The sequence below is a fragment of the Brevundimonas sp. CURTG3B2_SDJG genome (assembly GCF_057364705.1).
Map to the genome: position 1 here is coordinate 1 of NZ_JBNFOJ010000006.1, position 23,319 is coordinate 23,319.

At 65.6% G+C, this 23,319-nt stretch carries 27 protein-coding genes and 1 pseudogene; 25 read left to right on the forward strand and 3 right to left on the reverse strand.

Annotated elements, in window-relative coordinates; translation table 11 throughout:
- The first annotated feature begins 281 nt into the window (after window positions 1–281).
- The 25 genes and pseudogenes from AC2W7C_RS00710 (at window position 282) to AC2W7C_RS00830 (ending at window position 21,762) form a co-directional block, all read left to right on the forward strand.
- The gene (locus AC2W7C_RS00710; protein ID WP_485999723.1) at window positions 282–977 is read left to right on the forward strand and encodes a hypothetical protein; all 696 of its coding nucleotides are present in this window, start codon (window positions 282–284) and stop codon (window positions 975–977) included.
- The gene (gene nusG, locus AC2W7C_RS00715; RefSeq protein WP_485999724.1) at window positions 977–1,558 is read left to right on the forward strand and encodes a transcription termination/antitermination protein NusG; all 582 of its coding nucleotides are present in this window, start codon (window positions 977–979) and stop codon (window positions 1,556–1,558) included. Before AC2W7C_RS00710 ends, nusG begins: the two co-directional genes overlap by 1 nt.
- Window positions 1,559–2,005: 447 nt before the next feature.
- Complete coding sequence (locus tag AC2W7C_RS00720) at window positions 2,006–2,326, forward strand: hypothetical protein (RefSeq protein WP_485999725.1); 321 nt, start codon at window positions 2,006–2,008, stop codon at window positions 2,324–2,326.
- The gene (locus tag AC2W7C_RS00725) at window positions 2,327–2,551 is read left to right on the forward strand and encodes a hypothetical protein (RefSeq protein WP_485999726.1); all 225 of its coding nucleotides are present in this window, start codon (window positions 2,327–2,329) and stop codon (window positions 2,549–2,551) included. It abuts the gene before it with no gap.
- Window positions 2,552–2,643: 92 nt separating this feature from the next.
- Window positions 2,644–2,955, forward strand: coding sequence for a hypothetical protein (locus AC2W7C_RS00730; protein ID WP_485999727.1), 312 nt, complete (start codon window positions 2,644–2,646; stop codon window positions 2,953–2,955).
- A gap of 74 nt (window positions 2,956–3,029) precedes the next feature.
- A complete protein-coding gene (locus AC2W7C_RS00735; RefSeq protein WP_485999728.1) occupies window positions 3,030–3,323 on the forward strand; it encodes a hypothetical protein in 294 nt (97 codons plus the stop codon).
- Window positions 3,304–4,470 (forward strand): annotated as a pseudogene (locus AC2W7C_RS00740) (PBSX family phage terminase large subunit); the annotation flags it as partial. The gene AC2W7C_RS00735 and the pseudogene AC2W7C_RS00740, both read left to right, overlap by 20 nt.
- Window positions 4,471–4,555: 85 nt before the next feature.
- Entirely contained in the window at window positions 4,556–6,322 is a 1,767-nt protein-coding gene (locus AC2W7C_RS00745; RefSeq protein WP_485999729.1) for a portal protein, read from the forward strand.
- A gap of 70 nt (window positions 6,323–6,392) precedes the next feature.
- Entirely contained in the window at window positions 6,393–7,100 is a 708-nt protein-coding gene (locus AC2W7C_RS00750; RefSeq protein WP_485999730.1) for a hypothetical protein, read from the forward strand.
- Window positions 7,101–7,162: 62 nt separating this feature from the next.
- Window positions 7,163–8,269, forward strand: a complete 1,107-nt coding sequence (locus AC2W7C_RS00755) for a N4-gp56 family major capsid protein (protein WP_485999731.1) — start codon at window positions 7,163–7,165, stop codon at window positions 8,267–8,269.
- Window positions 8,270–8,326: 57 nt separating this feature from the next.
- Window positions 8,327–8,797 carry a hypothetical protein gene (locus tag AC2W7C_RS00760; RefSeq protein WP_485999732.1) on the forward strand — a complete coding sequence of 157 codons (471 nt, stop codon included), beginning with the start codon at window positions 8,327–8,329 and terminating at the stop codon, window positions 8,795–8,797.
- Between the two features lie 46 nt (window positions 8,798–8,843).
- Window positions 8,844–9,131, forward strand: a complete 288-nt coding sequence (locus AC2W7C_RS00765; protein WP_485999733.1) for a hypothetical protein — start codon at window positions 8,844–8,846, stop codon at window positions 9,129–9,131.
- Between the two features lie 3 nt (window positions 9,132–9,134).
- Window positions 9,135–9,452, forward strand: coding sequence for a hypothetical protein (locus AC2W7C_RS00770; RefSeq protein ID WP_485999734.1), 318 nt, complete (start codon window positions 9,135–9,137; stop codon window positions 9,450–9,452).
- Window positions 9,453–9,457: 5 nt separating this feature from the next.
- Window positions 9,458–10,792, forward strand: coding sequence for a hypothetical protein (locus AC2W7C_RS00775; RefSeq protein WP_485999735.1), 1,335 nt, complete (start codon window positions 9,458–9,460; stop codon window positions 10,790–10,792).
- Window positions 10,792–12,036, forward strand: coding sequence for a hypothetical protein (locus AC2W7C_RS00780; protein ID WP_485999736.1), 1,245 nt, complete (start codon window positions 10,792–10,794; stop codon window positions 12,034–12,036). Before AC2W7C_RS00775 ends, AC2W7C_RS00780 begins: the two co-directional genes overlap by 1 nt.
- A complete protein-coding gene (locus AC2W7C_RS00785; RefSeq protein ID WP_485999737.1) occupies window positions 12,002–12,346 on the forward strand; it encodes a hypothetical protein in 345 nt (114 codons plus the stop codon). The genes AC2W7C_RS00780 and AC2W7C_RS00785 overlap by 35 nt, the downstream gene beginning before the upstream one ends.
- A 25-nt stretch (window positions 12,347–12,371) precedes the next feature.
- Window positions 12,372–13,019 (forward strand): hypothetical protein, encoded by a 648-nt coding sequence (locus tag AC2W7C_RS00790; RefSeq protein WP_485999738.1) that lies wholly within the window; start codon window positions 12,372–12,374, stop codon window positions 13,017–13,019.
- Window positions 13,019–14,020, forward strand: coding sequence for a D-Ala-D-Ala carboxypeptidase family metallohydrolase (locus AC2W7C_RS00795; protein WP_485999749.1), 1,002 nt, complete (start codon window positions 13,019–13,021; stop codon window positions 14,018–14,020). Before AC2W7C_RS00790 ends, AC2W7C_RS00795 begins: the two co-directional genes overlap by 1 nt.
- A gap of 4 nt (window positions 14,021–14,024) precedes the next feature.
- Window positions 14,025–16,526 (forward strand): hypothetical protein, encoded by a 2,502-nt coding sequence (locus AC2W7C_RS00800; protein WP_485999739.1) that lies wholly within the window; start codon window positions 14,025–14,027, stop codon window positions 16,524–16,526.
- A 179-nt stretch (window positions 16,527–16,705) separates the two neighbouring features.
- On the forward strand, window positions 16,706–18,925 hold the full coding sequence (locus AC2W7C_RS00805) for a phage tailspike polysaccharide lyase family protein (RefSeq protein ID WP_485999740.1): 2,220 nt from the start codon (window positions 16,706–16,708) through the stop codon (window positions 18,923–18,925).
- Window positions 18,922–19,140, forward strand: coding sequence for a hypothetical protein (locus AC2W7C_RS00810; RefSeq protein ID WP_485999741.1), 219 nt, complete (start codon window positions 18,922–18,924; stop codon window positions 19,138–19,140). The genes AC2W7C_RS00805 and AC2W7C_RS00810 overlap by 4 nt, the downstream gene beginning before the upstream one ends.
- On the forward strand, window positions 19,137–19,361 hold the full coding sequence (locus AC2W7C_RS00815; protein WP_485999742.1) for a hypothetical protein: 225 nt from the start codon (window positions 19,137–19,139) through the stop codon (window positions 19,359–19,361). Before AC2W7C_RS00810 ends, AC2W7C_RS00815 begins: the two co-directional genes overlap by 4 nt.
- Window positions 19,362–19,536: 175 nt before the next feature.
- Complete coding sequence (locus AC2W7C_RS00820) at window positions 19,537–20,082, forward strand: TIGR02594 family protein (RefSeq protein WP_485999743.1); 546 nt, start codon at window positions 19,537–19,539, stop codon at window positions 20,080–20,082.
- 1 nt (window position 20,083) lies between these two features.
- Entirely contained in the window at window positions 20,084–20,527 is a 444-nt protein-coding gene (locus AC2W7C_RS00825; protein ID WP_485999744.1) for a hypothetical protein, read from the forward strand.
- A 158-nt stretch (window positions 20,528–20,685) separates the two neighbouring features.
- Window positions 20,686–21,762 carry a hypothetical protein gene (locus AC2W7C_RS00830; protein ID WP_485999745.1) on the forward strand — a complete coding sequence of 359 codons (1,077 nt, stop codon included), beginning with the start codon at window positions 20,686–20,688 and terminating at the stop codon, window positions 21,760–21,762.
- Window positions 21,763–21,872: 110 nt separating this feature from the next.
- On the opposite strand, the gene AC2W7C_RS00835 is transcribed toward AC2W7C_RS00830, so the two are convergent.
- The 3 genes from AC2W7C_RS00835 to AC2W7C_RS00845 all read right to left on the reverse strand — a co-directional run bounded on the left by AC2W7C_RS00835 (window position 21,873) and on the right by AC2W7C_RS00845 (window position 22,974).
- Window positions 21,873–22,100 carry a hypothetical protein gene (locus tag AC2W7C_RS00835; protein WP_485999746.1) on the reverse strand — a complete coding sequence of 76 codons (228 nt, stop codon included), beginning with the start codon at window positions 22,098–22,100 and terminating at the stop codon, window positions 21,873–21,875.
- Between the two features lie 97 nt (window positions 22,101–22,197).
- The gene (locus tag AC2W7C_RS00840; RefSeq protein ID WP_485999747.1) at window positions 22,198–22,548 is read right to left on the reverse strand and encodes a hypothetical protein; all 351 of its coding nucleotides are present in this window, start codon (window positions 22,546–22,548) and stop codon (window positions 22,198–22,200) included.
- Between the two features lie 108 nt (window positions 22,549–22,656).
- Window positions 22,657–22,974 (reverse strand): hypothetical protein, encoded by a 318-nt coding sequence (locus tag AC2W7C_RS00845; protein WP_485999748.1) that lies wholly within the window; start codon window positions 22,972–22,974, stop codon window positions 22,657–22,659.
- Between the last annotated feature and the right edge of the window lie 345 nt (window positions 22,975–23,319).

The following is a 23,319-nucleotide window of genomic DNA, read 5'->3' on the forward strand; positions in this document are numbered from 1 at the left end:
CCCAACCCCCACACCCCCCACACCCGGGAAAAGCACTTTCGCGCACGCGTAAGGGGGGCGACCGCCGCCGTCCAAGCGCTGCCCGGAGGACTGGACGCCCTCGGAGGCCGACCTTGCCACGGTGGAGCGAGAAGGCCTGAACCTGGACCCGACGGAGATCGCGTCAAACCTGGCGGCGTTCCGAGACCACACGTTCGGAACCGCCCGGATCGATTGGTCCGCCACCTTCCGCAACTGGCTCCGAGAAGCCTCCCGCCGAAAGCCCAAGCCCCGACAGAACCATGAACCAGATCGTCGCCACACCGCCCGCCTCGACAACTACGCCGCGTCCAGCGCTGGAGCTGACCGGGCCGCTGAAGTCCTGGCTGCTCGACGAGCGTTCTGACGACATCGCGGTCCGGACGATCCGGGCGTCGGACATCCTGCGCCGGCAAGCTCAAGAGGCCATTCCCGAGCTCTGGGCCGAGGCGACGCGCTCCGCCACGGTGGATGAGATCAAGGGCGTGATCGGGCAGAGGTTCGCCCTGTTCCCGCAGCCGCAGCGGACGGACGGCGAATGGGCCGCCTGGTGGGCCGACTACATCGAGGCGCTGGAGGGCTTGACCCCGTATGCGGTTGAGGCGGGCATGGCGGCCTGGGTCCGTCAGCCCGACGCCGAGTTCATGTGCAAGCCCGGGAAGCTGCGGGAGCTGGCCAGCACCAGCCCCAACAACAATCGCTGGGTCAAGGCCCTGAACCGGGCGAGGCGGGCGACGCACGTTGCGCTTCCACCGCCCGAGCCTGAGGACCGCAGCGACCGACCTTCGACTGAGGAAGTGCGGGCCGTCATGGAGGAGTTCCACGCCAAGATGATGGACAAGGACCCCTTCACCAAGCTCAGGCCCAAGGCGCCCAGGCCAACTCCCTCCGCACCCGTCGATGAGACCGGGATCAGCGAGGAAATGAGACTGCTCCTTGAACGACAGAGGGCCGCCTGATGCTCACCTGGTACGCCGTGAAGACCAATCCTCGTTGCGAGAACCGGGCCGCCAGCGGCCTTCGTGAGCGAGGCTTCGACGTCTACCTCCCGGAGGAGACCCACTGGAAGCGCGCCAAGAACAAGCAGCGGGAGCGGGTGAACACACCCCTCCTGACCGGCTACCTGTTCGTCGGCCTGAATCCCGGCAAGAGCCTGTACGATGTCCGCCTTCAGGATGGGGTGCGGGGCGTGGTCGCGGGTATGGACGGCGAACCGCTGGAGATCGGCTGGCGCATCCGTGTGGGTGACGACGGGAAGATCGTTCGGGACAAGGACGGGAAGCCCGTCCTCTTCCACTTCGTCTACGAAATGCAGTCTCGCCAGGCCGCCGGGGAGTTCGACCACACGCCCGCTCGGCGCTCGGGGTTCTCCAAGGGAGACAAGGCTAGGATCACGCTGGAAGGCCCCCTAAAGGACCAGATTGCCGAAATCCTTTCCGCTTCGGACGATGGCCGGGTCGAACTCCTTCTGAGCGCCAAGTACGGTTGGACGAAGGTGCTGGACACCGACCACCTGGAGCCGGTCCCGGAGGCGGCCTGACCCTACATCTGGCGCCGTTCGATTTTTGTTCGCACTAGGTATTGCGCACCCCCTCGGAATGGTGTAGGTAGGCGGTAAGGGCACGCTCACGCGTGGCTGGGACGACCGGCGAGACGAACAGGTGCCTCCGGGCTGCGCCGATCCCCCGCCCTCCGCACGGGAAAGACCGTGGCGAGGGTGACTGCAAAGCGGTGCCCAAGTTCATTCCAGAATCTGCGAGCGGCGTGGAAAGCAGACACGCTCGGCCTATTCGGCGGCCCAGAAGCGGCTCCCATCCCTGACCGAATGGGGTGGGCGGCAAACACCGTGATATCCGTCCCGCCGGAGTAGCGCCCGGCCTCGCAGACCCCCATCCGCGCCCCCATCGAGACACCGAACCCGACGGCCCATTGAGGCTGAATCATAGTCCAAGGGTGGCGAGGCGCGGACCCCTACAAGGAGGCAGGCATGAAGCTTCCCGCGATCCTTGCGGCCTCGGGCCTGCTGGTCATGCCTCCGGTCGCTGAGCCTCCGCCAGAGTATCAGGGCGAGAGCGTCCCGGCTGTCGTGCTGTTCGCCCACCCCGCCACGGTCGATGCGGTCTGCCGGCAGGTTGGTGGTCTTCCGCCTCAGGACGGCCGGTTCATTCTCGCCTGCACCAACCAGCGCAAGAGCGTGATCTTGCTCCCCGACCCGTGCTTGTTCAACGACGGCTACGCCCGGCTGGTCTGTCATGAGCGCGCGCACCTGAACCGCGCTGACGGCTCGCCTGGCTGGAGTCATGATTAGGTGAGCGACAAGGTCATCCGCTTTCCCGTCGTCGATGGCGGCAAGGACTGCGCGGAGGCCGAGGTGATGGTTCTGCTCGGCAGGGCCGCTGAAGCCGGGCTGGTCAAGGTGGCGATCATCGGCGTGACCGCTGAAGGCGAGACCTTCCGAGAGACGAACGGCACCGAGATCGAAGCCGTGTCCCTGCACGAGAGCGCAAAGCTTCACTACTTTTTCGAGGGCTGAACCATGAAGATCTTCTACCGCATCGTCATCGCCACCGCCGCGGCTCTGAACCGGTTCGCGGCGCCCGCTAGGCCCAATCCCAGGAGGGCCGCATGCGCATCTCCGTGCTCAACCGTGGCGGCCAGGCCGTTTACGGTGGGTCATACGACCCTAAGCGAAACGTCTGCATCGTGCCCGATGATCAGCAGAGAACGGTCGAACTGGTCTTCCCCTCCGCCATCACGGCTTTGACTGTGACCGAGGACGGCATAGACGCTGGAGCGGTTACGATCTCCAGCCCGAAGGCAACCTTCACCATTTCAGGGTCCGGCTCCTTGGAATGTGTGGCGACCATGGGCAGTGAACGCCCGAGGGTCGTGATCGAAGCCGAGACAGGGTGCAACCGAGATGGGTACGCCGCTTAGGCCGACGCCTGACGAAGATCGCGCTATTGCCATCTGGCTGGCGCGCCAAGCCGATCAAAAGTAGAGCTGGTTAGATGGCGAAGGGCCATAAGACCGGCGGACGCTTGAAGGGTACCCCGAACAAGGCGACCGCTGCGGTGAGGGAGGCCGCCCAGGCATTCACCGAAGATGCGCTCTCGACTCTGGCCGAGATCATGCGTGACCCAGAGCATCCGGCTGCGGCGCGGGTGTCTGCGGCTCAGGCATTGCTCGACCGGGGGCACGGGAAGCCGCCGCAGGCGGTTGAGCTCGACGCCACGGTGCTCGGGGAGACCGTCACCCGCGTAGAGCTTGTCGCGCCAGGCTTGAATGGCGACTGCCCGGATTGAGCTTCCGCCGAAGCTGATCCCGGTCTTTACGGGGGAGGCGCGGTTTCGCGGCGCATACGGCGGGCGGGGCTCGGGGAAGACGCGGGCGTTCGCCTTGATGGCGGCCGTTCGTGGCTACCAGGCCAGCAAGGAGGGACGAGAGGGCGTCATCGTCTGTGGTCGGGAGTTCATGAACTCCTTGGATGATAGCTCGATGGCCGAGGTGAAGGCGGCGATCCAGTCGGTCGATTGGCTGGCAGCTCACTATGAGATCGGCGAGAAGTACATTCGGACCCGCGACGGACGGGTTCGGTTCCTGTTCGTCGGGCTTCGTCACAATCTGGACAGCCTGAAATCAAAGGCCCGCATCCTTCTTCTATGGGTCGATGAGGCCGAGCCGGTATCAGAGGTCGCCTGGAGAAAGGCGATCCCGTCGGTTCGCGAGCATGGGTCTGAGATATGGGTGACGTGGAACCCGGAGCGCGAGGACAGCGCGACGAACGAGCGGTTCCGCGACAACCCTCCGGACGACGCCAAGATCGTTGAGGTAAATTGGCGCGATAATCCCTGGTTTCCAGCCGTGCTGGAGGCTGCGAGACAGGAGGACCAACGTCGTCGCCCGGAGGCCTACGCCCACATTTGGGAGGGCGACTTTAACCGGATGGACGGATCGCTCGTCTTCCGGAACTGGCGCGTCGAGGCGTTCGAAACCCCAGAGGACGCAATCTTCCGCTTCGGGGCGGATTGGGGCTTCTCCGTCGATCCCACGGTTCTTGTTCGGTCATACTTGGTTGGCCGGAATCTCTACGTTGACCGGGTGGCGTGGGAGGTCGGTTGCGAGATCGACAAGACGCCGCAGCTATTCGATCAGGTCGAAGGGTCGAGGAAGTGGACCATCACCGCAGACAGCAGCCGGCCCGAGACGGTCAGCTACATGCGGCGCCAGGGCTTCCGGATCGTCCCCGCCATTAAGGGCGTGGGCTCGGTCGAGGACGGTATAGAGTTCCTGCGGTCTTTCGACATCGTCGTTCACCCTCGCTGCCAGGCGGTCGCCGATGAGTTGGCTCGCTACAGCTACAAAACCGACCCCCTGACGGGCGAAGTCCTCCCGGTGCTGGAGGACAAGGACAACCACACCATCGATGCCCTCCGGTACGCGCTGGAGGCCCTTCGCCGTGCGGGCAAGCGTCCTGCGCCCCCCCGCCATCCCAGCCCCGCGACCGCTGGGACCGTAAAAGAGAGGAAGGCCCGAGTTGGAAAACAGCCTGACCTCGGAAGACAAGACCGCCAAGCTGATCCGCTGGTTCGAGGAGGCGGAGGAAGCGACGCAGGAGGCACGGCGAAAGGCCGAGCGCGACCGGGACTATTACGACAACAAGCAGTGGACCCAGGAAGAGGCGGCCAAGCTGGAGGCGCGAGGCCAGCCGGTCATCGCCTTCAACGTCATCAAGTCCCGCGTCGAGTTTCTGCTGGGCCTGGAGAAGCAGCAGCGCCGCGACCCGAAGGCCTACTACCGCAACCAGCCCGACCAGCCCGCGGCTGAGGCTTTCACGGCGGGGCTTCGATACGCGGCCGACGCGGCGGATTTCCCGGCCAAGCGCTCGAAGGCCTGGAAGAACATGGTTGTCGAGGGATACGGCGGCGTGGAGTTGTACGCCGAGCAGGACCGGATCGACTACGCGCTGAAGATCAACGTCATTCCGTGGGATCGGATCGTCTACGACCCGCACTCGGCCCAGGAGGATTATTCGGACGCCCGGTACATCGGCCAGGTTCTTTGGATGGACCTCGACGAGGCGCTGGAGAAGTACGGCGAGGAGGCTCGCCCGATCCTTGAAGCGACGCTGACCAGCGCGGGCAAGCCGGGCGACACTTACGACGACAAGCCGAAGTGGACGGTCTGGGCCGACCCTCGGCGCAAGCGGGTTCGCGTGGTCTCCATGTGGCACCGCGAAGGCCCGGAATGGGTGCTGTGCGAGTTCACACGGGCCGGGAGCCTGGTCACGATGACCAGCCCCTACCGGACGAAGGAGGGCGAGAGCCTGTGCCCGCTGATCCTGGAGTCGGCGCACGTTGACCGGGACAACAACAGGTACGGCGAGGTCCGTCACCTCATCGACCCACAGGACGAGATCAACAAGCGCCGGTCCAAGGCTCTGCATCAGTCGGTCAGCCGAGGCGTGATCGCGACTCAGGGGATGGTGGAGGACGTCGGGAAGACCCGTCGAGAGCTCGCCCGGCCGGACTTCTACGTGGAGATCGCACAAGGCGGACCGGACGACCGCTTCGAGATCGTGGACGGTATGCAGTTGGCCGCAGGTCAGGCCGCGCTTCTGGCCGAGGCCCAGAACTACGTCATGCAGGCCGGTCCGAACGCGGCCATGTTGGGTAAGGGCACGGAGGACCAGTCCGGTCGCGCCATCGAGGCGCAGCAGGCGGGCGGCATGGTCGAGATGGGCGACCTGTTGGACGCGCTGCGCCGGTTCGATCAGCGTGTGTTCCAGATGCTAGCGCACATGATGCAGCAGTTCTGGACCGCCGAGCGCTGGATACGGGTCACGGACGACGAGTTTGCCCCGCAGGCGGTGGGGCTCAACCAGATCGTCGCCGATGGCTACGGGGGGCTCCAGGCCGACAATGTCGTGGCGGACATGGACGTCGATATCATCATCGCCGACGCCGAGAATGTGATCACGATGCAGGGCGAGGCCTATCAGGCATTCGTCACCACGCTTCCTCAGCTCGCTCAGATGCCGCCGGCCTTCGCGCAGATCGCGGTCAAGACACACCCCGCCCTCACCTCCAACCAGAAGCGAGAAATCCTTCAGGCGCTGGAAGGCCAGGGCCAGCCCAACCCTCAGGCCGAGGAAGCGGCCTTGATCGCCAAGCAGGGCGCCATCGCCGAGGTCGAGAAGACCCAGGCGGAGGCGTTCAAGGCGCAAGCACAGGGCGAAGCGTCGTTGATGACGGCGATGAAGCCCGAACCGACTCCCCAATGGGGACAGCCCATCGCCGCGTAACGCGGACGATCCGTCCGGGCCGGACAGCCCGAGAGAGAGCGAGCGTCGGGAGACGCCCGTAAGCCCATAGATGGAAACGAACGAAGCCGGCCCTGAGGCCGAGACGGCGGCGACTGACCTGAACGCCATCCTGGCCGATGATCGGTCGCCGCCTGCTCCGGAAGCGGAGCAATCCCAAGCCGAAGCCGCGCCGGCAGTTGAAGCGCCGCAAGCCCCCCCGGAGGTCAAGCCGGAGGCTCCAAAAGAGGAGCAGCATCCCTTCTGGTATCGGAAGGAGATCGAGAAGGAACGGAAGGCACGCCAGGCCGCCGAACGCCGCGCCCAGGAACTGGAGCAGCGTCAAGAGCAGCCGCCCGCCCCGACCTTCGACCGCCCCGAAGCCTACTTCGACCACGTCCGAATGCTTGACCGTCTGGAGCGCTCGGAAGACCGCTTTGTCGACAAGCACGGCGAGCAGGAGTTGGAGTCTGTTCGGGAATGGCTGGCGACCCGACCCGACATCGAGGTTTGGGCGCAGCAACAGCGGCATCCGTGGGGCGCCGCGCACCAACAGTACCAGCGAGAGAAGCTGAGCGCCGAAATCGGCGACGATCCGAACGCGTGGCGAGAAGCCGAGCGTGCGCGCCTGCGGGCAGAAATCCTCGCGGAAATGCCGTCGGCCCCGATGGCTCGTCCGCAGCCAAACATCCCTGCCCCGGCCTCCGGCCAGCGTTCCGCGGCTCCTCGCGGCGCTGATGGGCGGTTCCAAGGGCCTACGCCGCTCAACCAGATCATCTGAGGGCGGTCCACCCAACAACGCAGCGTCGGACGACGCCGCATGCCTGAGAAGGAAACACCATCATGGCGGACACGATTCCGGCCACTGGCCTCGTCGTGCAGCAGTGGGACGACCAGTTCTTCACTGAGTACCTGCAAGACCTCCCCATCAAGTCGATGATGGGCACCGACGAAAACTCGGTCATCCAGGTCAAGGAAGACCTGGCCAAGAAGAAGGGCGACATCATTACCATCGCCCTGGTGAACCGCCTGACCAACAGCGCGGTCACCGGCACCAACGTGCTGGAAGGCCAGGAAGAGGACATGGCCTCCCGCTCGCACGACATCCAAATCGACAAGCGCCGCAACGCGGTCCGTGTCGCCGAGATGAGCGAGCAGAAGTCGGCCATCGACCTCCGGCAGGCGGGTAAGGCCGTCCTGAAGGATTGGGCGATGGAGGACACCCGCGACCTCGCCATCCGGGCTCTCGGTTCGCTGAACGGGACGCCGTTCCTGTCGCGCACCGCCGCTATCGGCGATGCTTGGCTGGTGGACAACGCCGACCGCGTTGTGTTTGGCGCCGCCTCGGCGGGCTACACCGACCTTTCGTCGGACCTGGCGCTGCTGGACACCACGGCCGACCTGTTCAACGCCACGGCGCTCGACGCCATGGTGCTGAAGGCCAAGACCTGCAACCCGAAGATTCGCCCGGTTCGCGATCTGTCGAACGGCCGACGCTACTACGTGGCGCTGGCCCACCCGGCGGCGTTCAAGAACCTGCGCGACTCCCTGGACACCGAAGTCCTGGCCGCCACCTCGGTCCAGGCCGAGGGCGCCAAGCTGTTCGAGGGCGGCGACATCTTCTGGAATGGCGTGATCGTCAAGGAGTGCGACAACCTCCCGGTCTACGCCAACATCGGCGCTTCGGCGACGACCGAGGTAACCCCGGTCTACCTGCTGGGCGCTCAGGCGCTGGGCGTGGCCTACGGCAAGCGCTGGCAGTCGAAGACCGACACCTTCGATTACGGCGACAAGTACGGTGTCGCCATCGAGTCGATCTATGGCGTCAACAAGCTGCGCTTTGGCACCGGCACGGGCGACCGTGACGACACGAAGGACCACGGCGTCGTGACCGGCTTCTTCGCCACCACGGCTTCGGCCACGGAAGCTTCTGCCGGCGAGATCGCCTGAACCTGAACCGGGGCGAGCCCTGCCGGGCTCGCCCCTCTTCCATTCTGGAGAATGAACATGGCTACTCTGACCGCTGCTCGCGCTGAAGCGGGCTTCCCGGTCGCCGGTCACGGCTTCGGGGGCAACCTCAAGGTCGCGTACGGCACCTACACCTTGGGCGCCGCCCTGGCTCAGAACGACATCGTCAAGTTCTGCAAGCTTCCGGCCGGCGCCGTCGCCATCGGCGGCTACTTGCAGGGCGCGGACATCGACACTGGCACCGAGACCTTCGACTTCGATATCGGCTGGGCCGCCAACGGCACTGAGGCCGCCGACCCGGACGGCTTCGGCAACTTCGGGGTCATCACGGGCGACGTGTCGGTCCACTCGCCGGTCGCAGGCATCTACATCCCGCTCGCGGGCGTGCTGCAATCGACCGGTCCCCAGGCCTTCTCTGCAGAGACCACGATCCAGGGCGTGTGCAACGCGGCGGCCAACGCCGGCGGAACGGGCGTCCTTACCTGCGTCGTCTTCTACGTCCTTCCGTGACGGAACGGGGCGGGCTTCCGGGTCCGCCCTCATCCCTGGAGAGCACATGAACAAGGCCCGATTCATCGGTAACCCGCTACTTGGCGGCGAGGGACCGAACGAGATCAAGTCCTGCGGCTTCGCCTTCATCAAGGGCGAGTGGACGGAGGTAAACGCCGACGCCGCGCGCCGCCTGTCCGTCAACAATCACTTCGAGGTGGACACGGACGACGACGGGGAGCCTGGACCGACGGTCGAGGAGTTGCGCGCCAAGCTGGACGATCTCGGCATCGCCTATCACCACAAGGCCGGCGTTCCGAAGCTGGCCGAGCTCCTGGCCACCGCGGGCGCCTGACCCATGACCCGGGCCGAGGCCATCCGGCAGGTGCTCCAGAACCTGGGCGTTCTGGACGCCGTAAGTCAGCCCGCCGCTGAGGACGCGGCCACGGTTGGCGAGCGCCTCGACCAGGTTCGCGAGGAACTCTCCGAGCGTGGGCTGATGTGGTGGGACGCAGACAGCATCCCAGGTGCGGTCGCCGGGGCCTTCTGTGACCGGGTTGCCGAAGCCTGCGCCAGCGCCTTCGGCAAGACCTACTCGGCCAATGGCGCCGACAAGCGGATCGCGGCGGTGAAGTCGTCCGCAGCGCGCGAGGTCGTGCGCCAGGAGTACTTCTGATGAGGGTGCCGCTGGCCATCGGCGTTCAGTCGGCGGATGTGGCTTCGCCCCCTGTCAGCGTCGAGCGTCTGGTCAATGCGTATCTGGAGCAGGCTCCGCAAGGCCGCTCCCCTACCCCCGTCTACGGTTCGCCGGGCTTCAGCCTGTTCGCTGTGACGGGTCCCATTCGCCGCATGCTGGCGGTCGGCGAGCGTCTGTTCGCTGTGACGGTGACAAGCCTGATCGAGGTCGGCTCCACTGGCGCGGTGACCGTGTTCGGGGAGATTCCGGGCGGCGTCGTCGATATGGCGTCGGATGGAACGAACGTCGTTGTCGTGGTTGGCGGGGAAATCTTCGTCTGGAATGGTTCTACGCTAGGTCGCGTCACGGACCCGGACGCTCCCTCGGCCTCGTCGGTGGAGTTTCTGAGCGGCTTCTACGTCTTCACCGAGGCTGACAAGGAGCAGTTCTTCATTTCGCCCCAGGGGAACCCGGGTGGCGACTATGACGCGCTGGACTTCGACAGTTCGGACACTTCGCCCGACAAGCTGGTTCGGTCGCTCCGAGTGGGGGGGCGGGACCTGCTGATGATGGGGCGGCGTTCGGTCGAGTTCTGGTACTACTCGGGCGACGCCACCTTCCCGATCAGCCGCTACCAGGACACGCCCCTGGATGTGGGCCTAATCGGGCCGCACGCGGCCACGACGACCAACGAAACCGCCTTCTGGCTGGGTCATGACAAGACCGTCCGGCGTCTGGATGGCCGGACCGCGACGAACATCACCACGCCGGCCATGAGCCGCAAGATTGAGGCCTGGTCCGACGCCTCCCTGACGGAGGCCTTCAACCTGGTCTGGGATGGCCATCTCTGGGTCGTCTTTCGCAATCCGGACGGCTGCATTGTTTGGGATCAGGGAACCCAGCGCTGGCACGAGCGACTGTCGCTTGATGCGGTGACCTGGGCCGTCGCCCACTACGCGTACGCTTTCGGTCGCCATCTCGTGGGCGGAGGCCAGGTCTATGAGCTGGGCGGGTACGACGAAGCGGGAACCCTGATCCCATTCGAGATGGTCACGCCCTGGCTGGATAACGGAGGCGAGCGCTTCACGGTCAACGAGGTCGAGCTACGGCTGGAGGCCGGGACCGGGAGTCAGACGCTCAATCCGAAGGTCTCGCTATCCAGGACCGAGGATGGCGAGGAGTTCAGCGCCCCGCTCATTCGGCCCTTTGGCCGGCAGGGCGACCGCCTGCGTCGCGTAACCTTCTCGCGCCAGGGCATGAGCCGCGGGTGCGCCTTCCGGATCAGGATTACCGATCCTGTCCGGCGCGTGGTGTATTCGGCATACGCGGACGTCGGTTGATGGCAGGACCGGTTCGCGTCGATCCGCCCGGGGCTCGGGTTGCCTTTGTCGATCTGAAGACGGGCTATCTGACTCCCCACGGCCTGAAGGCCCTGAGCTTCCTGCGGGACCGCACAGGAGGCGGGGATGACTACGTGTTCAAGGCGCTGGGTCTTGGACAGATCGGGATTACGCTCAGCGGTCACCTTCAACAGGCCGTGGACGGGCATGAAGGCCGCCTTGAAAGCCTTGTGGGTCAGGTTGCGTCGGTCCGTGGCGACCCGCGCCTGGAGACCGCCGAGCGCGGTGCGGAGACGGCTGAGCGCGCTCTTGCTCAGGCCAGGGCCAGCGGTGCTGATTTCGGATACCGCTTACAGGAGGTCGAAGCCCAGATCGCGCGACTTTCGACACTGGTGTTCCAGGTCGGGCAACTGGTGTCTCAGCAGCGCGAGGATCAGCGCCAGGCCGAGCTCAGGATCGGAGATCGTCAGGTCGCTCAAATCCAGCTTCAGGAAACGCAGACAAAGCGCATCGCCGACGAGATAGAGCAGCTCACGGGGGAGCTGGCCAGTCAGACGACCGATACCGTTCCCGAGGGAAGCGCAAACCTCTACTACACCGACGCCCGTGCTGATGGACGGATTGCCGCTGCGGTCGGCGTGAGCGTGCAAGCGCAGGACGCAGACCTTTCGGCGATTGCCGCCCTGACAACCACGAGCTTTGGCCGGGGCCTGCTGACGGAAGCGAGCGCCGCGTCGCTAAAGGGGACGCTCAGCCTGGGCAACGTCGAGGACAAGTCTTCGGCCACGATCAGGAGCGAGATCACGGGGGCGAACCTGGTCTCGCCGTTTGGCGGCGTCGCTGGGAATCTAGTGCTGACCGACGGCGCGGATCGCCATGTGCGGCTGTGGTCGAGCACCAGCTTCTACTACGACGTTCAGACCACGGGCGACGACTTCCAGATCATCGAAGCTGGCGGCTCGGTCCGGCTGCATGTGGACTATTCGGCCGGCGGGTTCATCGGGATCGGTACAACGTCCCCCGACGAGCGCCTGACGATCAACGGCAACGTCAAGGCCAGCGGGACTCTGATCGGATCCTCCCTGCGGATCAATGACACGCCGACGAGCGCCTCGGTCGCCCAAACCCACCACTGCCGATCAACGTCAACGGCACGACCTACAAGCTCCTGCTGGCGAGCTGATCCCCCCAACCTGACGGAGGCCGCGAATGCCCCAATATGGGAAAGAGTTTCTGCTGACTGACACGCTGGCCGAACTGGATACGGGCCTGACGTCGGCGGACTTCCTCCAGATCACAAACGCACTGTTCACGAACAACTCGTCGAGCCCGGTCCTGGTGACGGTCTGTCGCGCATCGGACGGCGCAGCCTCGGGAACGGGCAACACCATCGAGATCGATAAGCCCGTGAACGGCAAAGCTCAGGTCGGCTCGGCGCTGACCGGCAAGAACCTCATCGTCGGCGCCAAGCTCTACGCGAAGGCGAGCACCACGGGTGTCGTCGTTTTGTCCATCGACGGAACGGCCGGGGCGGAGGCCGCCCGCTCGTGGTGACGCGGGCGGCATAGGGAGAAGCAGCATGTGGCCACTCGTTGCCGCAATCGGCGGTAGCCTCATCTCCGGCCTCATGGGGTCGAAGGCGTCCAACAAGGCCGCGCAGACGCAGGCGGCGGCCTCTGACCGCGCCGCCGAACTTCAGAACCAACAGTTCGAGAAGCTGCTTGCCCTGCAAATGCCCGCCTATCAGCGGGGCGAGCAGGCGGCCGGCATCTACGGAGCCGCGCTTGGCCTTCCTGGGCTGATGACGGGGGGTGGGACCTCGACAAGCCCCTATGGCACTCCTCAACAGGTCGCCGAAATGGTCCGGGGGACGCCTGGCTATCAGGCTCAGTTGTCCGAGGGCATCAAGGCCATCGACCGGGCCGCCCCGTTGACCGGAGGCATGTACAGCGGTCGGCGCATGAAGGCCCTGGACACCTTCGGCCAGAACACCTTCGGCGGCTACTACAGCGATTGGATGAACCGGGTTGGCGGCATCGCCGGCCAGGGCTCGCAAACGGCCCAGAACATCGGCCAGGCGGGCATGCAGAACGCCGCCAACGTCGGCAACCTGATGATGACGGGCGCTAACGCCAGGGCTCAAGGCCAGATGAACAGCGCCAACGCCTGGACCGGGGCCATCGGGACCGGGATCGGCATCTATGGCGGATCGCAGGGGTGGTTCTGATGCAAAACCCTTTCGACGGCTTCCAGCAAGGCCTGATGACCGGCGCGCAAATCGGTGGCCGGATGCGGCAGAACCAGCAGCGCCGCGAGATCGGTCAGATGCTCCAGCGGGGCGACTACGGAGGCGCGGCGGCATCGGCTTATGGCCAGGGCGACATTCAGACCGGCGCGGCTCTCACCCAGGCCCAGCAGGCGGAACAGGCGCGAGTCCGACAAGGCCAGATCGCCGGGTCTCTCCGCTCAGGCCAGTACGACCAGGCCATGTCGTTCGCGTCGTCGCCGGAGGAGCTGCAGGCTATCCAACAGTTCCGCGAGAACGCATCGGAGCAGGAGCTAGCGGAGGCCCGACGGGGTGCGGAACGTCAGGCGCAGATCGGCTACGCGGTTCGCGGCATAGCGGACCCGGTCCAGCGCCTGACGCGGGCTCGGGAACTCGCCGTTCAGGTCGGTCAGGACCCTGCTGCCATTACGGAGCAGTCCGTGACCAACGAGGCGCTTGATGGATGGATTGCGCAGGCCATCGGTCTCGCGGATTACCTGACCTATCAGCAGAAGGAGCGGGAGGCGCAGCGGCCGATCATCGGCAACGGCTTCGTATCCCTTCCGCCTGGCACTCCATTGCCTCCGGGCATGGGTGGTGGGGCGTCGCTGGGGAGCTCGCTTCCCCCCGGCTGGAGCCTCGACCGCCCTGAGCAGCCCCCGTCCGCTCCGGCGGCTGGCGGGGGCGAGCGAGGACAGCCGGTTGGTGTGCGTTTTTCGACCTCGGCCGAAGCCCAATCGGCCATCGAGCGCTTGGTCCCGGGGGTCCGCGTGACCTCGGGCCGTCGCACCCCGTCGGAGAACCGGCGCGTCGGTGGCGCGTCGGGCTCCTACCACCTGCAAGATCGCGCCCGCGATCTCGTCCCTCCAGCCGGCATGACCATGGCGCAGCTTGCCAGTCGAATGCGCCAGTCTGGCTTCCGCGTCCTGGACGAGGGCGACCACGTACACGTCTCATGGTGATCTGATGGCCATTCAAGACACGCCTCGCGAAGGCGCCACCGCGCGTGGTCCGAACGGGGAAATCGCTGTGTTCCAAGGCGGCCAGTGGGTGGTCCAGCAGCAGGGACAAGGCTGGAACGTCCAACCGCTGCAGAGCCCGAGCGATGCTCGCCAAGAGCGCCGCCTTGATCTCTCGGAAGAGTCGAACGCACGCGCCGCCCGGGCCGAGCAAATGCGCGTCGAAAACGAAGCCAGGGACTCGACCCGGCGCGACGTAGCGAGCGAGACCGATCTACGGAAAGAGTTCACGGCCCTCCCAGACGTGAAGGACTTCCCCACGATCTCGCGCTCTTACGGGAACGTCGTCGCGACGGCCAACAACCAGTCGGCGGCCGGTGACCTGTCGCTGATCTTCGCGTTCATGAAGATTCTCGACCCCACCTCCGTCGTCAGGGAAACGGAGTTCGCGAACGCCCAGAACGCGGCGGGCGTCCCCGATCAAATCCGGAACCTGTTCAACCGCGTACAGAACGGCGAGCGGTTGAATCCCCGTCAGCGTGCCGACTTCGTCAGGCAGGCCCGGTCTGTCTACGAGAACAGCGCCACACGCTACAACGCGCAGGCTGAGCGCTACCGCACCCTTGCAGAGGCCTACGGGTACACGCCGGACAATGTCGCCCTAGTCGAGCAGATTTCGAAGGACCCGGTCAGCGTCAACCGCGAACAAACGAGCGAGACACCTAACCAACTCTCTGCCCAAGGCTACCGCTACGACGGCGAGAACGACGTTTGGTTCAGGCCGGACGACGGGGGCGCGGCGCCGACACAGGGCGAGCGGGCCGCTCGGCAGGCGATCAGTGACCGCAACATCATTAATCCGGATAATCGCTATGCGGGTCGGTTCCTGAGGGGCACTACTTTCGGAACTATTGACGAGATCACCGCCCCCCTCGTGCAGGGCGGCGAGATGATCCGTAACTTGGTCCATCGAGCTCGCGGTGAAGAGATACCGTACACCTCTGCCGAGTACCGAGATGCCTGGCTTGATGCCTTCTTGGGCGACCAAGCCGCGTTCCAAGAGCGCGAGCCGCTCGCCGCAGGAGCGCTGGAGCTCGCCGGCGGACTGGCGGCCCCAGGAGCGGTTTCGGGTGGCCGCTACATCGCTGCTGCCCCGAATCTCATGACAGCCGCCGGTCGAGGCGCGCAGGTCGGCGCAATCGCTGGTGGGGCCTACGCGGCGGGTTCGGCCGAAGGCGGGTTGGGAAGTCGTGCTCAAGCCGCAGGCGGAGGTGCGGTCTTGGGTGCTCTGACTGGCGCCCCACTGGCGGCCGGCGGGAGAGCTGTGGGACAGGCTATCAGCTCGCGCCTGATGACCTCCCCCCGCGCCCAAGCTGTCCGCACCCTCCAAGACAACGGCGTCTCGCTAACGCCCGGCCAGATGATCGGAGGCCCCGTCCAGACCGTCGAGAACCTGGCCCAGCGCGCCCCGATCCTTGGGCCAGCTATTCGTGGTGCGCGTGATCGTGGCGTCGAGAGCCTAAACAGGGCGGTCGGAAATAGGGCCTTGTCCCCCATCGGTGAGGGCGTGCCAGCTGATGTTGCCGTTGGCGCGGACATGGTGGGCCATGTCGCGGGCCGTCTCGGCGCTCAGTTCGACCGCGGCTACGAGATGATCGGCCGCTTCCAGGCCGACGACGATTTCATCCGGGGTCGCCAGGCGGTCGCCCAAGGAAAGGCGGACCTCCCGCCTGCGCTTCAGCAAAACTTCGACAGCATCATCAGCTCCCGCCTGGGTCGGCTCGATGCGGGCGATGTTTCGGGCGCGCAGGTTGGGGCCATACGTTCGGAGCTGAGCGGTATCGCAGCCGGATATCTGCGATCAGGCGATCCGGCCCAACAGGCCCTTGGGCGGCTGCTGTCCGGCGTCACCGACGAGTTGGACGCCGCTGTGGCGCGCGCGAATCCAGAGGCCGGCGCCGTCCTTAACAGTGCTCGCGACGGCTATGCCGACTTCGTCCGCATGGAGCGCGCTTCGACCGCAGCGGGTGGGCGGACGTTCTCGCCAGGGCAGTTGGAAACAGCCGTTCGACAGTCCGACGGGTCCGTCCGCCGCGGCGCGGTGGGTAGGGGCAAAGCGCGGTTGCAGGATTTGTCGTCAGCGGCCCGGACGGTCATGCCGGACCAGTTCGGCAATCCTGGAACGGCGGATGCCGCAGGGCTTGGCGGCCTGGCGGTCGGCTTCTTGACCGAGCCTGCTACCACGACTGCCGTAGCGGCCGGCCTGGGGGGTGCGTCGATCCCTTACTTGGCGATGGGCCGCAAGATTGTCGAGCGGCTGCCCGCGAACGCCTCTCGTGCCGAGCTTGAATCCGCCGTCGGCCTGCTGGACGATCTCGCCCGACAGGATAGCAACGTCATCGTGCTTCGGGATGCGATTGCTCGTCGGATAGGACAGACTGTGCCGGCCGTTGCGCAACAGGCCGCTCCGGAACCGCCGCGTCTGATGACGGGAACAGGGCGGCGCTGATCAGCGACACGATCCAGAGCCAAAGGGCGGCAAACGGCAGGTAGAGCCCCCACGCCTTCAAGTGCTCGGCCCAGGTCCAACGGGACGTGTCCACGCCCCACAACGGATGTTTCTGCATCCGATCCACATAACACAGATCGCAGCGTCGGACGACGCCGCATCCCACGACGGAGATCGCGATGGCCGGCAAGCGCATCGTCATCGAAAGCTACATGCCCGCGCTCGACCTGAACGGTAATCCGGTCTCGGGCGCCAAGCTGACGTTCTACGAGAACGGGACCACCACCCTCGCCCCGGTCTACACCTCGGCCTCGCTCTCGACCCCACACCCCAACCCGGTCATCGCCAACGCCGCCGGGGTGTTTCCATCGATCTTCGCTGACGTGGACGAGGTCTATTCGGTCGCGATCTCGGACTCGAACAACGCACCCATCGCAGGCTTGAGGAACCTCGACGGCGTCCGGGCCAACAGCGTCGCGTACCCCGTGGAAGACGTGGTCAGCGTGGAGTCGCGGGATGCGGCGACTGCCTTGTCCTTTAGCGAGGGCGTCACGTTCGTACGGACCGCAGGGTATGCGTCGGCCGGAGATGGGGGCGGCGCCCTGTACACGCGCGTGGGAAGCGAGCCCAGCCACATCGGCAAGTTCCAGTCGGCCGATGGATCGTGGTGGGAACTCGCGGAAAAGACGGCCACGCCCGCGATGTTTGGGTGTTTGGGCCTGGCCAACGATGCGACCGCCTATGCTGGAGCCCTGACGTGGTCGGCGACCTACGGCGCGCTGCGGCACCCCTACGGCTCCACGGTACGGATCGACACGACCGTCACCTCGACCGTCAGCACGATCAATATCACGGGCGAACCCGGCGCGGTCATCGACTGCTCTGGGGGTGGCCGGTTTGTTCTCGGCCCGGGCGTCACCCAAATCGCGAACCTATCGGTCGATGTGGTCGCGGGCACGGATCGGATGACCTTTGGATCGGCACATGGCCTGGTCGAGGGGCAGGTCTTCGCGCTGTGGAACCCGACCGACTACAGCCAGGCTCCGTTCAGGGCCTACTATCGCGCCGGCCGCATGTTCCGGGTCGCGGCGGTCCTGTCGTCCACCCAGGTTCGTATCTACGGCACCACTCGCCGGGCCTTCGCCAAGACGGATTTCCAGGTCTGGAAGCTGAACGGCGGCACGGCCCACATCGAGGCGATCAAGATCATTCCGCCCACGACCGGGACGCCGATCATCGAGTTGGACGGCTACAGCGGCATCCGTATCTCGGGCATCACCGTCAACAAGGGCTGCGAGTACACGGCCCTCCAGCTGAAGCGCTGCTATGACTTCCATGTCGAGCACCTTCGCAGCACAGCCCTGGTCTCGGACGCCTACGCCATCGCCATCGTCAACTCGCAGAAGGGGGTCGTCGATGCGCCGACCGGCCTCTACAGCGTCCGTCACTGCGTGGCGCTGGGCAGCGGCGACTACTCGGCGGCGGTCCCGGCGGCCGACGTCCTAATCCGGGGCGGAATCCTGGAGAACGTCTCCAACGGCATCGGCGCCGGGGAGATGCACGGCAACTGCGAAGAGATCGTCTACGAGAACTGCATCATCGAAATGATGAACATGGCGGGGCGAAACGCGACGCTCCGCAACTGCACGATCTGGGGCACGGCGCCGACCAACAATGCGTCAGGCGAGATCATCTTCGGCTCCGAGGTCGTGGGCGGCGTTTTCACTATCGAGAACTGCCGGATGACCTCGTTCGGGGATGGAGTCGCCTTCGGCCTGATCCAGTTCGACCTTTCGCAGCGCACCGAGCCCTTCAGGCTCGTGATGCGAAACAACACGATAGAGAACAAGGGGTCCAGTCCGTCCACGGTCTCGGCGATCCGCCTTGCCGTCGGCAACTCGTCGCCGCCCGCCCACGGCATAGACCTTGTCATCGACGGGCTGGAGTACATCGCCTCCTCGCTGGCCCACCTGATTTCGATCACGGGCGACAACGATGTCTCAGCAGTCACGACCGGCGCGGTGTCAAACACAAGGTTCCCCGCCGCAGCCAAGTGGTTCGGCGTCTCGAATGCAGCCAACTACGACTGCGCCATCCGCTTCCCAGGAACCGCCCGAGGTGTGAAGACGCGTGGCGACGTGGCTGTGGCCCTCGACCCACGCTCAGACCTGATGTTCCAACACTGGAACACCGAACTCACTGCAGAAAGGGCCATCACCTTCGCCTCGGAAAAGGCCGTGGACGGGGACTCCTTCATCATCATGCGATCCGGAGCGGGGGCGTTCAATCTGACCCTCCTGGGCAACACGTTGGCGGCGAACGAAACCGCGAGGGTGGTCTATCAGGGTCGCCAGAATGGCGGGTCTTGGCAGATGGTATCGAAGGGGGATCGGGTATGACCGACCGTCGAACGGTGGCCGGCGCCCATGCCCGCATCGACGTGCTTGAGAGGGGCCAGAACGACCACGAAGCGCTTTGCGCGGTCCGCTATAGCCACATCGAGGAGAAGCTAGCCAGCTTCGGCCGGCGCACCGCGCGCATTGAAACGGCGGCCTGGGCGATCCTTGCCGCAGTGGCTCTATCGGCGCTCAAGGCCCTGGGGGTGATCGGATGACGCTCGACCAGTTCAAGGGTCTCGTCGGGGACCTCGCCAGGCCGTATGCGGTCATCGTCACCGCTTCGTCGGTCTCCGCCGCCACCGTCATCAATGCGGTGAAGGGCGACGATCTGTCTGGGGCGGCGGTGTTTATCGCAGCGGCCTACGCGGGCCTTGCGGCGCTCTACACAGCCAAGTCTTGGGAGATCACCCGGACACAGCGCCCGGCGGATAGCTAGAGAACAACACCCAGGCCACGATCAGCCCGAAGATCACGAATCCGGTGAAGCCCAGCCAGCCTAGGCGAGCGGCGGTCGCGATCAACCACTCTCTCGGGCTCATCGGCTCAGGCTGGGGGTCGGGCTGGTCTGACCAGGGCACGGCCCACTTTCTCACAACCTAGGATAACGTCAAATGGCGAAGTCCCTTCCTCCCGCCTACGCGTGGGTCGATTCCGTGCGCGGCGCGCCCAAGATCATCCTGGAGGCGCGCAAGCTCTACGGCACCCTTGAGGTGCCCGGCCCTGGCGACAATCCGGTGATCCTGGCCTGGGCCAAGGAAGTCGGCCTTTCGAAGGTCTACAGCGACGACTCCATCCCTTGGTGCGGGCTGTTCGCGGCTGTCGTGGCTCAGCGCGCCGGCTGGGCGCCGGTCAAGGACCCGCTCTGGGCGAGGAACTGGATCAGCTTCGGCCGTGCCGTGAACCCCAAGGAGGCCGCGCTGGGCGACGTCCTGGTGTTCGTCCGCGATGGCGGCGGGCACGTCGGCTTCTATGTCGGCCACGATGCCGGGTACTTCCACGTCCTGGGCGGTAACCAGTCCGACGCAGTCACCATCACCCGCATCGCCAAGAGCCGCTGCATCGGCGTTCGCCGTCCGCGCTGGAAGGTGTCGCAGCCTGAGGGCATGCGGCCCTATCCCCTGGCCGCCTCGGGCGCCATCTCGACGAACGAGGCGTGAGATGACCTCGTCCAAGGCCATCCGCTGGGCGGTGATCTGCGTCGCGGTCCTGATCGCGCTGTTTCTGCTGATCGCCGGGGTTAACCACGTCCTCGGATACATTCCTCTGACCCCTCAGTGGTCCGCGAAGCGCGCGGAGGCTCGTGCGAAGTCCCTGGCCACTCGCGTCTCGACCTTGGAGGCCGAGGCCGCCGGCAATGCCGAGATCGGCCAAGCGACCGAGGCCTACCACACTCGCGAGGTCGTCATCCGCGAAGCCGCCGCGACCGCTATTTCCGAAACCAGGAAACTCCCCGATGCGAACGTCCCCCTTGCGGCCGAGCGCGCTCATCGCCTGCACGATTTTGACCGCAGGCTGTGCGACAGTCTCCCCGCCTCCTGCGCCCCTGCTGACCCTGCCGGAGGTCGGGCGTCAGCCCTGCCGCCTACCGGTCCTACCGACTAGCCCGACGCAGGGCGACCTCGACGAGGCGTACATCGCGCGAGGTGCTGCCCTGGCCGAATGCGAGGGCCGGCGCTCGCTCGTAGAGCAGGCCTTCGACGCCCAGCAGAAGGCGTTGCAACCCCCTCCCCGGCCCTCGTGGCGCTTCTGGTGAGCTGATCGTGGCCCAAAAGCCTTTGTCGCGGGCAACCGCTGAAGACACCATCCGCCGGGTCGAGGAGAAGCTACGAGAGGGGTTCAGGCCCCAGGGCATGACGGGAGGCGGCAGGGCGGCCGTTGCCGAGGCCGCGCTGCAGGCCGTCGCTGACGGCATCGTTGGGTCTGTCGAGGCCTTCAAGAGCCGGGTCCGACTGGCCGGCGACAACTACGGCCTCAAGGCAGACGAAACCGCCTATCGGCCCCGCCAGTACCTCCACAGCCCGCCGGGCGCTCCAGTGATCGCCTTTCAGGACCACATCACCGAGCCGCTCCCTGAGGGCGACCCCATCACCATCTGCGTCATCGGCGACGCTCACGACAGTCCTCACCTTCCGAACAAGGAGCGGTTCTATTGGCTGGGCCGGTTCGCAGCGGAGCACCAGGTTGATCGGGTTGTGTCGGTCGGGGACTGGATGACGCTGGACAGCTTCTCGACCCACACCGACCGGGCGACCTTCGAGGGCCTGTCGAAGCCGACCTTCACCCAAGACCTCGAAAGCTTCCACGCCTCTCAGCGGGAGTTCCGCCGTGGCCTTGGGCGGCACAAGCCGATCATGGATATCACACTCGGTAATCACGAAGCGCGTGCCTGGAAGTGGGACAATCTCCACCCGGAGGCCGAACCGCACAGCCGGAAGATCGAAGAGGCCTTCGCGCAATGGGGCTGGCGGACTACCCCCTATGGCCAATATCGGTTCATCGGCGGCGCAGGCTTCGTGCACGTCCCCCTGAACGGCATGGGAAAGGCTCTCGCGCAGGGCCAGCGGGCGAACAAGGCGATGTTCGACACCGTCCACGGCGACGATCACCGCTCCCTGATCTTGACGGACTACAAGTGCGGTCCGTTCAGATCGCCAACAGTCTACGGCGCCGCCACCGCTCTCCCGAACGGCTTCATCGAGGGCTTCGCGAGCAAGGGGGGCTCCACCTGGCGCTCCGGAGTCTGCATCGCGACCGTCTGGGGCGGCTACGTGCGCGAGTGGCGCTTCGTCGAAATGGCGCTGCTTCAGCACTGGTACGGAGAGCGCATCGCCGCTTGACGTAACGGCGAATTATGGTAGGATTTCTGCTGTTGAGGGCGTCAATCCGACCACGGTCGATTTGATGCACGAGCGGCCCACGTCCCCCAAGGACTTGGGCCGTTCTGCGTTCACAGCCCCCGCCTGATGATCTCGGCCACCAGGGGATCGCGCATGGACGCCTCGACCTCCCGAGCGAAGCACGCCTCCGCTTCAGCCTTGTCGGCGCGGATGATGGCCTGGACGGGTCGCTTGCTGCTGATCCGATAGTGCGGGCCGCCGGTCCCGCTGGCCTTCTCCCGCGGGACGTCGATCCACTCCAGGCGGACGCCATGCTGTTCTGAGATCAGGGTGCGCATCGGAACGAGTCAGGCTCCAACCCGCTAAATCGTTCCATGACCCGCATCCTCTGCCCGACATGCGCCAGGTCGCTCGACCCCGCTTCGCTCGCCCAGGTCATCGCCCACGAGATGGCTTGTCCGTCGGCGGGACCCACGTCCCGCGCACCTTGGCCCATCCCTTTTCCTTCAGGCGCCGGGCGGTCTGTGCCGCCGAGTCCTGAAGCCCGCGACGGTCCGCCTCCGGCGTCGTCTGCCGCTGAACGGCCAACCCTCCCCTGACATAGAAGAACACCCTGCCCCCGCACTCTCTGCGGCATGGCGGATGGCGGTTCATGAAGGTGAAATCCTGGCCCTTGGCCCTGGCGACGCGCGGCAGATCGACCTCGCCGCAGGCCTCGCAGCCCTGGCACTTCCAGAAGACCGTGTGTTGTCGGGCGAGGATTTCCCCGACGGTGAGATGCGCCATGTGCCGGCTCCATGAACCGACCCCGGAGCGGGTTATATTCCTAGCCCGGCGCGACGACCAGAGCGGTCGTCCGTTTGTAACCAATCCCCGCGATGAGCAGCGGCCAGGTCACCATATCCGGTGCTTTTCGGCAATCCACTCTCTGCCGTCGTACTCCTCGATCTGCCACTCGACGTCGGCTGGAATCTCGACGACTTCAAGGGCGGCGAAATCACCGTCCGCCTCTCGCCCAAGCGCCTCGATGCTGGCTATCAGCACAGGATGGTCGCGAACGTCGGGGCGGTAGCTATATTCATAGTCGGGGTAACGGGCCAAATGTTCTATGGCCCCAGCCTCGCCAGCCTCCGCCATCTTCTCGGCGACCGCCCGACTGACACTGAACCCGCCGTAGCAGCGATTCACCGCAATCTTTCGCACAGTGCTCATCACTTCTTTCCGTTTTCCTAGCGTCCCCAACCCACGGTCCCGGGAGATTTTTGGGAGGGAGCGCGGCCAAGCATCTCTACTGATTGTTTCATATATCTTTTCCACCGCCTACAGCCACCTTGGTAAGGCTGAGGTCGTGGGTTCGATTCCCCCCGGCGGCACCACCACAAGCAGAGGCCCGATCGCGAGATCGGGCCTTTGTCGTTTCAGCCGACGCTCAGCGCCAGCCCGCATCGCGCGCCGCCCGTTCGGCCGCCGGATCCAGGGTCGGCTGGGCCGCCGCCGCATCGACGGCCGCCAGAATCGCTTCGGGCATGTCGCTGGACGCCGTGCGCAGATCGGACG

Excerpts from the sequence above, each read along its gene's own strand:
- AC2W7C_RS00835 (WP_485999746.1), bottom strand. The coding sequence starts at position 22,100 with ATGCGCACCCTGATCTCAGAACAGCATGGCGTCCGCCTGGAGTGGATC.
- AC2W7C_RS00765 (WP_485999733.1), top strand. The coding sequence starts at position 8,844 with ATGAACAAGGCCCGATTCATCGGTAACCCGCTACTTGGCGGCGAGGGA.
- AC2W7C_RS00770 (WP_485999734.1), top strand. The coding sequence starts at position 9,135 with ATGACCCGGGCCGAGGCCATCCGGCAGGTGCTCCAGAACCTGGGCGTT.
- AC2W7C_RS00750 (WP_485999730.1), top strand. The coding sequence starts at position 6,393 with ATGGAAACGAACGAAGCCGGCCCTGAGGCCGAGACGGCGGCGACTGAC.
- AC2W7C_RS00810 (WP_485999741.1), top strand. The coding sequence starts at position 18,922 with ATGACCGACCGTCGAACGGTGGCCGGCGCCCATGCCCGCATCGACGTG.
- AC2W7C_RS00720 (WP_485999725.1), top strand. The coding sequence starts at position 2,006 with ATGAAGCTTCCCGCGATCCTTGCGGCCTCGGGCCTGCTGGTCATGCCT.
- AC2W7C_RS00840 (WP_485999747.1), bottom strand. The coding sequence starts at position 22,548 with ATGGCGCATCTCACCGTCGGGGAAATCCTCGCCCGACAACACACGGTC.
- AC2W7C_RS00755 (WP_485999731.1), top strand. The coding sequence starts at position 7,163 with ATGGCGGACACGATTCCGGCCACTGGCCTCGTCGTGCAGCAGTGGGAC.
- AC2W7C_RS00760 (WP_485999732.1), top strand. The coding sequence starts at position 8,327 with ATGGCTACTCTGACCGCTGCTCGCGCTGAAGCGGGCTTCCCGGTCGCC.
- AC2W7C_RS00845 (WP_485999748.1), bottom strand. The coding sequence starts at position 22,974 with ATGAGCACTGTGCGAAAGATTGCGGTGAATCGCTGCTACGGCGGGTTC.
- AC2W7C_RS00735 (WP_485999728.1), top strand. The coding sequence starts at position 3,030 with ATGGCGAAGGGCCATAAGACCGGCGGACGCTTGAAGGGTACCCCGAAC.
- AC2W7C_RS00780 (WP_485999736.1), top strand. The coding sequence starts at position 10,792 with ATGGCAGGACCGGTTCGCGTCGATCCGCCCGGGGCTCGGGTTGCCTTT.
- AC2W7C_RS00785 (WP_485999737.1), top strand. The coding sequence starts at position 12,002 with ATGCCCCAATATGGGAAAGAGTTTCTGCTGACTGACACGCTGGCCGAA.
- AC2W7C_RS00825 (WP_485999744.1), top strand. The coding sequence starts at position 20,084 with ATGACCTCGTCCAAGGCCATCCGCTGGGCGGTGATCTGCGTCGCGGTC.
- AC2W7C_RS00805 (WP_485999740.1), top strand. The coding sequence starts at position 16,706 with ATGGCCGGCAAGCGCATCGTCATCGAAAGCTACATGCCCGCGCTCGAC.
- AC2W7C_RS00730 (WP_485999727.1), top strand. The coding sequence starts at position 2,644 with ATGCGCATCTCCGTGCTCAACCGTGGCGGCCAGGCCGTTTACGGTGGG.
- AC2W7C_RS00800 (WP_485999739.1), top strand. The coding sequence starts at position 14,025 with ATGGCCATTCAAGACACGCCTCGCGAAGGCGCCACCGCGCGTGGTCCG.
- AC2W7C_RS00795 (WP_485999749.1), top strand. The coding sequence starts at position 13,019 with ATGCAAAACCCTTTCGACGGCTTCCAGCAAGGCCTGATGACCGGCGCG.
- AC2W7C_RS00710 (WP_485999723.1), top strand. The coding sequence starts at position 282 with ATGAACCAGATCGTCGCCACACCGCCCGCCTCGACAACTACGCCGCGT.
- nusG (WP_485999724.1), top strand. The coding sequence starts at position 977 with ATGCTCACCTGGTACGCCGTGAAGACCAATCCTCGTTGCGAGAACCGG.
- AC2W7C_RS00820 (WP_485999743.1), top strand. The coding sequence starts at position 19,537 with ATGGCGAAGTCCCTTCCTCCCGCCTACGCGTGGGTCGATTCCGTGCGC.
- AC2W7C_RS00815 (WP_485999742.1), top strand. The coding sequence starts at position 19,137 with ATGACGCTCGACCAGTTCAAGGGTCTCGTCGGGGACCTCGCCAGGCCG.
- AC2W7C_RS00790 (WP_485999738.1), top strand. The coding sequence starts at position 12,372 with ATGTGGCCACTCGTTGCCGCAATCGGCGGTAGCCTCATCTCCGGCCTC.